Source organism: Pseudomonas monsensis (assembly GCF_014268495.2).
In the GTDB taxonomy this organism is placed as follows: Bacteria; Pseudomonadota; Gammaproteobacteria; order Pseudomonadales; family Pseudomonadaceae; genus Aquipseudomonas; species Aquipseudomonas monsensis.
Genome location: NZ_CP077087.1, coordinates 4,639,291 through 4,651,266 on the forward strand (window position 1 = coordinate 4,639,291; position 11,976 = coordinate 4,651,266).

Sequence of the window (11,976 nt, forward strand, 5' to 3'; positions counted from 1 at the left end):
CAAACATAGCGAGCAATTAAATTGTGTGCAATTTAATATTTGAAATCACTCCCCGCAGGAACCGCCAAAGGCTCGGGCCGCATTCGGACGATCTTTCGATTTGTCTTGAAGATCAAAAGATCGCAGCCCTCGGCAGCTCCTGCCGAGGTTCAATCCAACCGTTCAAACGTGAAGTTCATTCGCGCGGTTCAAGGTTCAGGCACACCGAATTGATGCAATAACGCAAACCGGTCGGCGGCGGGCCGTCCGGGAATACGTGCCCCAGGTGCGCATCGCAACGGGCGCATTTCACTTCGGTGCGAATCATGCCGTGGCTGGTGTCACGGATTTCGGTCATGGCGCTTGCGCCGATCGGCGCGTAGAAGCTCGGCCAGCCGCAGCCGGAATCGAATTTGGTCGTGGAATCGAACAGCGGCTCGTTACAGCAGACACAGTGATAAACACCGTCGGTTTTGGTGGCGTTGTATTTGCCGGAGAACGGTCGTTCGGTGGCACTCAGACGGCACACGTTGTATTGCTCGGGGTCGAGCATCGCACGCCATTCTTCCAGGGTTTTTTCCAACTTTTCCATCATCACACCTCAGCGGCTGAAAAAGCCCGATCTGTACCTTTTCCACGGATCGGGTGGCACGTATGATTGCGCCTCGTCACACGCCAGTCTGGCAGTCAGACCGGGCGCATTCAAACGGATTCTCGGCGCCACGGCGCAAGACTCCGCCTGTGCGAAGACGCAGGAATCCCAGTACGGTTGGCCATTCGCCGTCTGGATCGTTCATTTTCGGGATCACATCGCCATGCAGTTCAGCAAATCGAACAAGCTCGCCAACGTCTGCTACGACATTCGCGGCCCGGTGCTCAAGCACGCCAAACGACTGGAGGAGGAAGGCCAGCGCATCCTCAAGCTGAACATCGGCAACCCGGCGCCATTTGGTTTCGAAGCGCCGGACGAAATCCTTCAGGATGTGATCCGCAACCTGCCGACCGCGCAAGGCTACAGTGACTCCAAAGGCCTGTTCAGCGCGCGCAAGGCCGTGATGCAGTACTACCAGCAGAAGCAGGTCGAAGGTGTCGGCATCGAAGACATCTACCTGGGCAACGGTGTTTCCGAGCTGATCGTGATGTCGTTGCAGGCATTGCTCAACAACGGTGACGAAGTGCTGGTGCCGGCCCCGGACTATCCGCTGTGGACCGCTGCCGTGAGCCTTGCCGGTGGCAACGCCGTGCATTACCTGTGCGACGAAGGCGCCGGCTGGTTCCCGGACCTGGCCGACATCAAGGCCAAGATCACCCCGAACACCAAAGCGATGGTGATCATCAACCCGAACAACCCGACCGGTGCGGTGTATTCGAAGGAAGTCCTGCTAGGCATGCTGGAAATTGCCCGGGCGCACAACCTGGTGGTGTTCTCCGACGAAATCTACGACAAGATCCTGTACGACGACGCCGTGCACATCTGCACCGCTTCGCTGGCGCCCGACCTGCTGTGCCTGACCTTCAACGGCCTGTCCAAGTCCTATCGCGTGGCCGGTTTCCGCTCCGGCTGGATCGCCATTTCCGGACCGAAGCACAACGCCCAGAGCTACATCGAAGGCATCGACATGCTCGCCAACATGCGCCTGTGCGCCAACGTACCGAGCCAGCACGCCATCCAGACCGCCTTGGGCGGCTACCAGAGCATCAACGACCTGGTGTTGCCGCAGGGTCGCCTGCTGGAACAACGCAATCGCACCTGGGAGTTGCTCAACGACATTCCGGGCGTGAGCTGCGTCAAGCCGATGGGCGCGCTGTACGCGTTCCCGAAAATCGACCCGAAGGTCTGCCCGATCCACAACGACGAAAAATTCGTCCTCGACCTGCTGCTCTCGGAAAAGCTGCTGGTGGTGCAAGGCACGGCGTTCAACTGGCCGTGGCCGGATCACTTCCGTGTCGTCACCCTGCCCCGCGTCGATGACCTGGAAATGGCCATCGGCCGCATCGGCAACTTCCTCAAGTCGTACCGCCAGTAACTGGCCAGCAGTGCGCAACGGCCCGAACGTTGCGCACTGTCTGATTCAGCAACACTTCTGTGAACCGCACTTCCACAGCCCTTCTACACTTGCGATTCGAACAGCTCATCCGCACTTGGCGTAATGGCGACGGGTCGCTGCCGCGCGTCATCCGTTTCGATATTGGCGGTGAGAATTGTCCTTCATACCGGGGAATTGGCTGTAGGACACAGTTTGAAATAGTCACTCGGTTGAATAGCCCGGTGCAGCACCTTATATACCCCGCAGTACGCTACATCTTTAGCTTGAGGAGATTTCTATAACCATGATGCGCATCCTGCTGTTTTTGGCCACTAACCTGGCGGTCGTGCTGATAGCCAGCATCACCCTGAGCCTGTTCGGCTTCAACGGGTTCATGGCGGCCAACGGGGTTGATCTCGACCTTAGTCAGCTGCTGGTTTTCTGTGCGGTCTTTGGTTTCGCCGGCTCCCTGTTCTCGCTGTTCATCTCCAAGTGGATGGCGAAAATGAGCACCGGTACCCAGATCATCAGCCAGCCACGTACCCGGCATGAGCAATGGCTGCTGCAAACGGTGGAGCAACTGTCCCGCGAAGCCGGGATCAAGATGCCCGAAGTCGGTATCTTCCCGGCCTACGAAGCAAACGCCTTCGCCACCGGCTGGAACAAGAACGACGCGCTGGTCGCGGTCAGCCAGGGTCTGCTGGAGCGCTTTTCGCCCGACGAGGTGAAAGCGGTGCTGGCCCACGAAATCGGTCACGTGGCCAACGGTGACATGGTTACCCTGGCACTGATTCAGGGCGTGGTGAACACTTTCGTGATGTTCTTCGCACGGATCATCGGTAACTTCGTCGACAAGGTGATCTTCAAGAACGAAGAAGGCCAGGGCATCGCCTACTACGTGGCGACCATCTTCGCCGAACTGGTGCTGGGCATTCTCGCCAGCGCGATCGTCATGTGGTTCTCGCGCAAACGCGAATTCCGTGCCGACGAAGCCGGTGCACGCCTGGCTGGCACCAACGCCATGATCGGCGCCCTGCAACGCCTGCGCGCCGAACAGGGCCTGCCGGTGCACATGCCGGACACCCTGAACGCCTTTGGCATCAACGGTGGCATCAAACAGGGCTTTGCCCGTATGTTCATGAGCCACCCGCCTCTGGAAGAGCGTATCGACGCGTTGCGTCGTCGCGGTTGATCAATCTGTAACGAAAAGGCCCGCAGCGATGCGGGCCTTTTTTGTGCTCGGGATAGTGGATTGCCTGTTCTGACCCCATCGCTGGCAAGCCAGCGCCCACAGGCTTTTGTGCTGTTATCTGGATCTCTGATACAACACGGATCACTGTGGGGGCTGGCTTGCCAGCGATGAGGCCGGCCCTGCCAATAAAAAATCTATCGGCCAGAAACCCGGTAAACCCGCTCCTCCAGCCGCGTCACGCCTGCCTGCAGAAACTTCCAGCTCTCACCCAGCACATCCCGCTCTTCCAGCGCCTGCACCTGCCAGAGATCCCCGAGCAACCGCTTTACCTCATCATCCCCCACCGCAAATGGCGGACCTGGTATCTGCGCCTGATCGTAATCCAGCGTAATCAACACCCCTTGCACACCCTGCGGCAGGATCTGCTGAAGATGCGCCGCATAGCGCTCACGCATCGGCGCGGGCAAGGCAATCAGCGCGGCGCGGTCGTAAAAGGCCACGCAATCCGCCACATCGCTCGCCGTCAGCGCAAAGAAATCGCCGCACCACAACTCGATGGCATCACTGCGATAGACTTTGAATGCGCCCTTCTCGCTGATCTGCGGCTGTATCTGGTGCTCGTTGAAAAAGTCCTCAATGGCCTTTTCCGACAGTTCGATCCCGAGCACCTGATGACCGCGCCCTGCCAGCCACGCCAGATCCAGACTTTTCCCGCACAGAGGCACAAGCACCCGCGCCGTTGCCGGGATCGACAGATCCGGCCAGTGCCGTTGCAAATACGGATTCACCTCCGACAGATGAAAGCCGATCTGATTCGACGCCCACTTTTTGTGCCAAAACTCAGGCTGCATGCATCACTCCCAAAAAACCGATCAAAATGCGTTAAAACTTATATTAGATTTAGATCAATGTACTGACCGAAGATGGCTCATCTTAACGCTCAGGAATCCCTCCATGTTTCCCAGCCTGTTTATTTCCCATGGTTCGCCCATGCTCGCTCTCGAGCCCGGCGCCAGCGGCCCGGCACTGGCCCGACTGGCCGCCGAGCTGCCCCGTCCCAAAGCCATCGTGATCGTCTCTGCCCATTGGGAGAGCGACGAATTGCTGGTCAGTAGTCATCCACAGCCCGAAACCTGGCACGACTTCGGCGGCTTTCCTCGGGCGCTGTTTGAAGTGCAGTACCCGGCACCGGGCGATCCGCAACTGGCGACCGAAGTCACCAAACTGCTGAACGCCGCGCATCTGCCTGCACGCCTCGACCCGCAACGGCCGTTCGATCACGGCGTGTGGGTGCCGTTGTCGTTGATGTACCCGCAGGCGGATATCCCGGTGGTGCAGGTTTCACTACCGACTCGTGGTGGTCCGGCACTGCAAACCCGGGTCGGCCGTGCGCTGGCAGGGCTGCGTGATCAGGGACTTTTGCTGATCGGGTCCGGGAGCATCACCCATAATCTGCGGGAACTGGATTGGCATGCGGGTCCGGAGAGCGTCGCGCCATGGGCACGGGATTTTCGCGACTGGATGATCGACAAGCTGGCGGCAAATGATGAGGCGGCGCTGCAAGACTACCGTCAGCAAGCACCGAATGCGGTGCGCAGCCATCCGAGTGATGAGCATTTGTTGCCGTTGTATTTCGCCCGGGGCGCGGGGGGTGAATTCAGTGTGGCGCATCAGGGATTCACGATGGGTGCGCTGGGGATGGATATCTATCGCTTCGGCTGACGTCATCGCTGGCAAGCCAGCTCCCACAGGGTTTTGTGTGAACCCGGGCAGCAGGCAAAAAAAATCCCCGAACCAGTCGGGGATTTTTTTGTTCGATCAATCAGCCCAAGGGCGGATCAATCTTCGCGATAGCGACGCAGCTTCAACTGCTTGCCAGCAACGCGAGTGTCCTTCAGCTTGGTCAGGAGCTTATCCAGACCATCTTCCGGCAACTCGACGAGGCTGAAGCTGTCACGCACCTGGATGCGACCGATCGCTTCACGGGCCAGACCGCCTTCGTTGAGGATGGCGCCCAGCAGGTTCTTGGCGGCGATACCGTCACGCGCACCCAGCGCGGTACGGCAACGGGCACGGCCTTCGCCCAGAGGCATTGGCGCGCGACGCTCGCGATCACCACGATCAGGACGGTCACCGGAACGCTCAGGACGGTCGCCACGCGGTGCGTTGTTCGGCACCAGTGGACGTTCCTTCTCGATCGCTGCCAGGTTCAGCGCCTGACCGTTGGTAGCCTTGCGCAGCAGGGCTGCAGCCAGTGCACGCGGGGTGCAACCGATGTCAGCGGTCAGACGATCCAGCAGCTCACCGTGAGTCGATTCGGCATCAGCGACCAGCGGCGACAGGCTGTTGGTCAGTTTCTTGATGCGTGCATCGAGAACGGCTTGAGCGTCCGGCAGGCGAACTTCAGCCACCTTCTGACCGGTGACACGCTCGATCACTTGCAGCATGCGGCGCTCACGTGGAGTCACCAGCAGCAGCGCACGACCTTCGCGACCGGCACGGCCAGTACGGCCGATACGGTGAACGTAGGACTCTGGGTCGTACGGCATGTCAACGTTGAACACGTGAGTGATGCGCGGAACGTCCAGACCACGAGCAGCTACGTCGGTCGCGACAACGATGTCCAGACGGCCATCTTTCAGCGAGTCGATGACGCGCTCACGCTGGTTCTGGGCGATGTCACCGTTCAGCGCCGCGGCTTTGTAGCCTTTGGCGTCGAGGGCGCTGGCCAGATCCAGGGTCGCTTGCTTGGTGCGTACGAACATGATCAGAGCGTCGAAATCTTCCACTTCCAGCAAGCTGAGAACGGCCGAAGTCTTCTGGTCAGCGTGAACCAACAGGTGAGCCTGTTCGATCGCGGTAACGGTCTGGGTCTTGCTCTGGATCTTCACGTGCTTCGGATCGCGCAGGTGACGCTCGGCGATGGCACGGATCGACTGCGGCAGGGTCGCCGAGAACAATACGGTCTGACGGGTTTCCGGCATGGCCTTGAAGATCACTTCCAGGTCGTCCATGAAACCGAGTTTGAGCATTTCGTCTGCTTCGTCCAGAACCAGGTGGTTCACGGTAGCGAGGACTTTTTCGTCGCGACGCAGGTGGTCGCACAGACGGCCCGGTGTGGCGACAACGATCTGTGCGCCATTACGGATTGCTTTCAATTGTGGGCCCATCGGCGCGCCGCCGTAGACAGCCACAACAGTTACGCCCGGCATTTGCTTGGCGTAGGTTTCGAAAGCGGTTGCAACTTGTAGCGCCAACTCACGAGTTGGGGCCAGGATCAGAGCTTGCGGCTCGCGCTTGGACGGATCAATGCGGTGCAGGATAGGCAGGGCAAAGGCAGCGGTTTTACCGGTACCGGTTTGCGCCTGACCAATCATATCGTGACCGGCGAGGATGATCGGGATCGACTGCTGCTGAATGGCCGAAGGCTCTTCATAGCCGGTAGCGACTACTGCAGCGACAATATTAGGATGAAGTTCAAGAGCGGCGAAGCCGCCGATTTCCTGGGTCATGGGTCTGCCTCTAAGTGCATCCGCAAAGACCCATGCTCCAAAGCTGCACATGCCGTGTTGAGACTCAAGAGTCGCCCTGGCAGCTTTGTCGGCGGGGATTTGCGAAAACGTATGAATGAAAAAGAATCGTCAAGGAAGAGCCCGCAGTGCGGACGTGCAGCCGAAGCTGACTTCGGGGAATTGCGCTACCTAAACGCGGCCCGGTTAAAGGCCGGCGCGCACTATACCGGAATTTGCCCAAAAAGGGAGCTTTTTTTATTGCCTGAATCCGTGTGTCACCGCCGTGTAACGGGGTTTTGCGGATAATCGGGCGAAGGTCTATTTTTCAAGGGCCCGGCCCTGCGGGCGATGACGCTTAAACGATTCACCGAGCTGCGACATACCGTCGCTGCACCCGCCCTTCCCGTCCGAGGATTTAGCCATGAATCAGCCCTGCGCCGGCCGCGTCAGCCGTGAACGTCGTGGTCATGTCCACCTGATCGGCCTGGATCGAGCCGCCAAACGCAACGCCTTCGACCTCGACCTGCTCAACGAACTGAGCCTGGCCTACGGCGAGTTCGAGGCCGACAGCGAAGCGCGGGTGGCGGTGGTGTTCGGGCATGGCGAGCACTTTACCGCTGGCCTGGATCTGGTCAACGCCAGTTCGGCCCTCGCCCAGGGCTGGCAGGTTCCGACCGGCGGTTGCGATCCATGGGGTGTTTTCGTCGGGCCACGGGTGAGCAAGCCAGTGATTGTCGCCGCGCAGGGTTACTGCCTGACCATCGGCATTGAGCTGATGCTGGCAGCCGATATAAACCTGTGTGCGAGCAATACCCGCTTCGCGCAGATGGAAGTGCAGCGTGGGATCTTTCCTTTTGGTGGTGCGACTTTACGTTTTCAGCAGATCGCCGGTTGGGGCAACGCGATGCGCTGGCTGCTGACCGGCGATGAGTTTGATGCCCACGATGCCCTGCGCCTGGGATTGGTGCAGGAAGTGATGGCCAGCGAAGACTTGTTGCCGCGAGCGATTGAACTGGCCGAACGGATTGCCCGGCAGGCACCGCTGGGGGTGCAGGCGACGTTGATGTCGGCGCGGCAGGCGCGCTATGAAGGTGAGACAGCGGCGGCGCAAGGGTTGCCGGCGCTGGTGAAGAAGTTGCTGGCCAGTGAAGATGCCAAAGAGGGAGTACGGTCGCTGGTGGAGCGGCGACCCGGCATCTTCAAAGGAATATGAATCTGTGGTGGTCTTGAGGCCCCTTCGCGAGCAAGCTCGCTCCCACAGTGACCAGGTCGTTCACGGATTTTGTGACCGACGCTAACCCTGTGGGAGCGAGCTTGCTCGCGAAGGGGCCATCACTGACAACTCAGGTCGCCGGGCGAATCGCATTGATCAACGACTGCAACGAATACCCCAACTTCGGCGCCAGGGCTGCAGCCCGCGCAGTCAGCGCCTGCATGTCCAGCGCCTGATCGAGGTCCGCCGGCACAATCAGAATCACATTGCCCTCCTTCACCGGCAGTTCCCAGTAATGCCGGTGATAGAGCCCGCGCAACAGCGCGGCGCCCAGCGGTTTGCCGTCATCGGTGGCCCACTGGTTGATCACCAGCCAGCCGCCCGGATTCAGGCGTTTCTGACAGTCACCGAGGAAACTCCATGCCAGATGCCCGACGCCAGGACCGACATCGGTATACAGATCGACGAAAATCAGATCTGCAGGCTCGGCCGTCGGCAACAACTCCAGCGCATCGCCAACACGAATGTACAGCCGCGGATCGTCGTCCAGCCCGAGGTATTCGATCGCCAGACGCGGTACGTCCGGGCGCAGTTCGATGGCTTCGACGTCCTCCAGCGGCAGGAACTTGAGGCAGGCCTGGGTCAGCGTGCCAGCACCGAGGCCGAGGAACAGCGCGCTCTCCGGTTGCTCGTGGCACAGCGCGCCAATCAGCATCGCCCGGGTGTAGTCGTATTCCAGCCAGCTTGGATCGGCGGTAAACACGCAGCTTTGCTCGATGGCATCACCGAACTCCAGAAAGCGGTAATCAGCCACTTCCAGCACGCGAATCACGCCGAACTCATCCTGTACTTCGGCGAGCAGATGCTCGACGCGCTCCTCAGTCATTTCGTCTCCTGATGGTCACCGGGCGCGGTGACGCGATGGCACCGCTATGGTGCCGTGGCAAAGCGGCGATTGTCGGCGATGGGGCGGGAACAGGTCACGCACTAATTTGCTGATACCATGCCCTTCCGTGCTTAGAAAACTCGAGACCGTGATGAGCCAACCGTGGAGCCCTGACAGCTGGCGTGCCCTGCCGATCCAGCAACAACCCCAATACCCCGACGCCGCGCATCTGCGTCAGGTCGAGCAGACTCTGGCCAGCTACCCGCCGCTGGTGTTTGCCGGCGAAGCGCGCGAGCTGCGCCGGCAGTTTGCCGAAGTAACCCAGGGCCGGGCGTTCCTGCTGCAGGGCGGCGATTGCGCGGAAAGCTTTGCCGAGTTCTCTGCGGCGAAGATTCGCGACACTTTTAAAGTGTTGTTGCAAATGGCGATCGTCATGACCTTCGCCGCCGGTTGCCCGGTGGTCAAGGTCGGGCGCATGGCCGGTCAGTTCGCCAAGCCGCGCTCGGCCAACGATGAAACCCTCGACGGTGTGACCCTGCCGGCCTACCGCGGCGACATCGTCAACGGCATCGGCTTCGACGAAAAGAGCCGCGTGCCGGATCCGGAGCGCCTGCTGCAGTCCTATCACCAGTCCACCGCCACCCTGAACCTGTTGCGCGCCTTCGCCCAGGGTGGGTTTGCCGACCTGCATCAGGTGCACAAGTGGAACCTGGACTTCATCGCCAACTCGGCACTCGCCGAAAAGTACAGCCACCTTGCCGATCGCATTGATGAAACCCTGGCGTTCATGCGTGCCTGCGGCATGGACAGCTCGCCCCAACTGCGCGAAACCAGTTTTTTCACCGCCCACGAGGCGCTGCTGCTGAACTACGAAGAAGCCTTCGTGCGTCGCGACAGCCTGACCAACGATTACTACGATTGCTCGGCGCACATGCTGTGGATCGGCGACCGCACCCGTCAGCTCGACGGCGCCCATGTCGAATTCCTGCGCGGGGTGAACAACCCGATCGGAGTGAAAGTCGGCCCGAGCATGAACCCGGACGACCTGATCCGCCTGATCGACGTGCTCAACCCGGACAACGACCCGGGCCGCCTGAACCTGATCGCTCGCATGGGCGCGAAGAAGGTCGGCGATCACCTGCCGGCGCTGATTCGCGCCGTACAGCGTGAGGGCAAGCAGGTGCTGTGGAGTTCCGACCCGATGCACGGCAACACGATCAAGGCGAGCAGCGGCTACAAGACCCGCGACTTCGCGCAGATCCTTGGCGAGGTGAAGCAGTTCTTCCAGGTGCACGAAGCCGAAGGCAGTTATGCCGGCGGGATTCACATCGAGATGACCGGGCAGAATGTGACCGAGTGCATCGGTGGTGCGCGGCCGATCACTGAAGATGGGTTGTCGGACCGTTATCACACCCACTGCGATCCACGGATGAATGCCGATCAGTCGCTGGAACTGGCGTTTTTGATTGCCGAAACGCTGAAACAAGTCCGGCGCTGAATCAGTCAGGTATCTCGCGCCTGAGAGGCCGCATTCGCGAGCAAGCTCGCTCCCACAGTGGATCTGTGTCGTTCACAAATCCACTGTGGGAACGAGCTTGCTCGCGAAGAGGCCAGTTCAGTCACCGCCGATCTGCGCCAATGCCACCCGCAAACGCCCTGCACTCTCACGCTGACAATTGAGCTGCACCCGCTCCAGCCCCAACCAAACCGCCATGCTCCGCAAATTCAAAGCCAGCGCCAGCACCCCCTCATCCTCCAGCCCCGGCGCCTCCTCGTGCAGCGCATGCACCGCCAAGCGTCCCGCCGCCCGCTCGGCGCGCAGATCGACCCGCACGGCAATGCGCTCGTTGTGCAAAAAGGGCAGCACGTAATAGCCGTAGACCCGTTTGTGCTGCGGCGTGTAGATCTCCAGGCGATAGCGGAAATCGAACAACCGCTCGGTGCGACTGCGCTCCCAGATCAATGAATCGAACGGCGACAACAGCGCACTGGCGACGACTTTGCGCGGCACTTTCGGCTCCGGCAGGCAATAGGCGATCTGTCGCCAACCGGCGACTTCGCAGGTCTGCAACTGCCCGTCCTCGACCAGTTCCGCCAGACGCGACCGGGCGTCCCCCGGGCTCAAGCGGAAATAATCGCGCAGATCCTTTTCCGTCCCCACGCCCAATGCCTGGGCCGCGTGCAGCAGCAAACCGCGCTGCGCTTCGGCTTCATCCGGCAGTGGCTGCTGCAGAATCGACAACGGGATGACCCGCTCCGGCAGATCATACAAACGCTCAAAACCCCGGCGGCCGGCCACGGTGACCTCGCCGGCGGCGAACAACCATTCCAGTGCATGCTTTTCCGCACTCCAGTCCCACCAGGGCCCGGCCTTGTCTTCGCGGGTCGACAGACTGCCGGCGCCCAATGCGCCCCGCTCCTCGACCGAGGCCAGAACCCGGCGAATCGTCTCCTGTTGTTCACGTCCGAACGTTGCCAGTTGCTGATAGATGTCCTCACCACGTTTGGCGCGCTGCATCCGCCAGCCCATCAGCGGATACATCGCCAACGGCAGCAACGACGCTTCATGGCCCCAGTATTCGAACAGCGTGCGACGTCTACCCGAACTCCAGGCAGCCTGGTCGAGCAAATCAGAGGAATAGCAACCGAGACGGGAAAACAAAGGCAGGTAGTGCGAGCGCACCACGGCGTTGACGGAGTCGATCTGCAGCAGACCCAGCCGTTCGATCAGACGATTGAGGTGTGGCGCCTTGACGGTCGACGGCTGGCGCCCGTTGAACCCTTGGGCAGCCAGCGCCAGTCGTCGCGCCTGTTTGAGGGAAAAGGACAGCGTCGCGGGCATGAACATCTCCTTGTCTGCTCGCAACCTACCTCACCGGAAAGGGGTTTGTGTAGTAAGTGCCTGATCATTTATGCATCGGATCGTCCCAGAACGGCCGCACCGCTTCGTGCTCGACGTCGGCCCGACTGACGCCGATGTCTTTCAACGCTTCATCACTCAGACTGGCGAGCAACTCGCGTTCGCGGTGAAGTTCGTACCAGCGGCTAAACTTGTGCAGCAGGTCGGAAACGATATGGCCGTGGCCGGAAAATTTTGTTTCGTCTACATACTCTCTTTGACCTTTCATCGTGTTGCCCTCCTTGTGGATGGCTCAAGTCTCGCGCCG

The 11,976-nt window shown here is 60.3% G+C and carries 11 protein-coding genes; 5 read left to right on the forward strand and 6 right to left on the reverse strand.

Going from position 1 to position 11,976, the window contains the following annotated elements; genetic code table 11:
- Positions 1-175: 175 nt before the first annotated feature.
- A complete protein-coding gene (msrB, locus tag HV782_RS20355) occupies positions 176-571 on the reverse strand; it encodes a peptide-methionine (R)-S-oxide reductase MsrB (RefSeq protein ID WP_123466517.1) in 396 nt (131 codons plus the stop codon).
- A 223-nt stretch (positions 572-794) separates the two neighbouring features.
- Between msrB and HV782_RS20360 the strand changes: the two genes are divergently transcribed.
- On the forward strand, positions 795-2,006 hold the full coding sequence (locus HV782_RS20360) for a pyridoxal phosphate-dependent aminotransferase (protein WP_123466519.1): 1,212 nt from the start codon (positions 795-797) through the stop codon (positions 2,004-2,006).
- A gap of 304 nt (positions 2,007-2,310) precedes the next feature.
- Positions 2,311-3,198 carry a protease HtpX gene (gene htpX / locus HV782_RS20365; RefSeq protein ID WP_123466521.1) on the forward strand — a complete coding sequence of 296 codons (888 nt, stop codon included), beginning with the start codon at positions 2,311-2,313 and terminating at the stop codon, positions 3,196-3,198.
- Positions 3,199-3,392: 194 nt separating this feature from the next.
- Here the strand turns inward: htpX and HV782_RS20370 are convergent, their stop codons facing one another.
- Entirely contained in the window at positions 3,393-4,049 is a 657-nt protein-coding gene (locus HV782_RS20370; protein WP_186746450.1) for a thiopurine S-methyltransferase, read from the reverse strand.
- A gap of 103 nt (positions 4,050-4,152) precedes the next feature.
- On the opposite strand from HV782_RS20370, the gene HV782_RS20375 reads away from it, so the two are divergent.
- Positions 4,153-4,920, forward strand: a complete 768-nt coding sequence (locus tag HV782_RS20375; protein ID WP_186746452.1) for a DODA-type extradiol aromatic ring-opening family dioxygenase — start codon at positions 4,153-4,155, stop codon at positions 4,918-4,920.
- A gap of 116 nt (positions 4,921-5,036) precedes the next feature.
- Here HV782_RS20375 and HV782_RS20380 read toward each other — a convergent pair whose 3' ends face one another.
- The gene (locus HV782_RS20380; RefSeq protein ID WP_007964821.1) at positions 5,037-6,710 is read right to left on the reverse strand and encodes a DEAD/DEAH box helicase; all 1,674 of its coding nucleotides are present in this window, start codon (positions 6,708-6,710) and stop codon (positions 5,037-5,039) included.
- A 421-nt stretch (positions 6,711-7,131) separates the two neighbouring features.
- On the opposite strand from HV782_RS20380, the gene HV782_RS20385 reads away from it, so the two are divergent.
- Positions 7,132-7,923 (forward strand): crotonase/enoyl-CoA hydratase family protein, encoded by a 792-nt coding sequence (locus HV782_RS20385; protein ID WP_186746454.1) that lies wholly within the window; start codon positions 7,132-7,134, stop codon positions 7,921-7,923.
- Positions 7,924-8,053: 130 nt separating this feature from the next.
- Here HV782_RS20385 and HV782_RS20390 read toward each other — a convergent pair whose 3' ends face one another.
- A complete protein-coding gene (locus HV782_RS20390; protein ID WP_186746456.1) occupies positions 8,054-8,809 on the reverse strand; it encodes a spermidine synthase in 756 nt (251 codons plus the stop codon).
- A 151-nt stretch (positions 8,810-8,960) separates the two neighbouring features.
- Here HV782_RS20390 and HV782_RS20395 point away from each other — a divergent pair, with 151 nt between their 5' ends.
- Positions 8,961-10,307, forward strand: a complete 1,347-nt coding sequence (locus HV782_RS20395; RefSeq protein ID WP_186746458.1) for a class II 3-deoxy-7-phosphoheptulonate synthase — start codon at positions 8,961-8,963, stop codon at positions 10,305-10,307.
- Between the two features lie 117 nt (positions 10,308-10,424).
- Here the strand turns inward: HV782_RS20395 and HV782_RS20400 are convergent, their stop codons facing one another.
- Together HV782_RS20400 and HV782_RS20405 are read right to left on the reverse strand one after the other, a co-directional pair.
- Positions 10,425-11,651 carry a winged helix-turn-helix domain-containing protein gene (locus HV782_RS20400; protein ID WP_186746460.1) on the reverse strand — a complete coding sequence of 409 codons (1,227 nt, stop codon included), beginning with the start codon at positions 11,649-11,651 and terminating at the stop codon, positions 10,425-10,427.
- 64 nt (positions 11,652-11,715) lie between these two features.
- The gene (locus HV782_RS20405; RefSeq protein ID WP_123466535.1) at positions 11,716-11,937 is read right to left on the reverse strand and encodes a DUF1127 domain-containing protein; all 222 of its coding nucleotides are present in this window, start codon (positions 11,935-11,937) and stop codon (positions 11,716-11,718) included.
- Between the last annotated feature and the right edge of the window lie 39 nt (positions 11,938-11,976).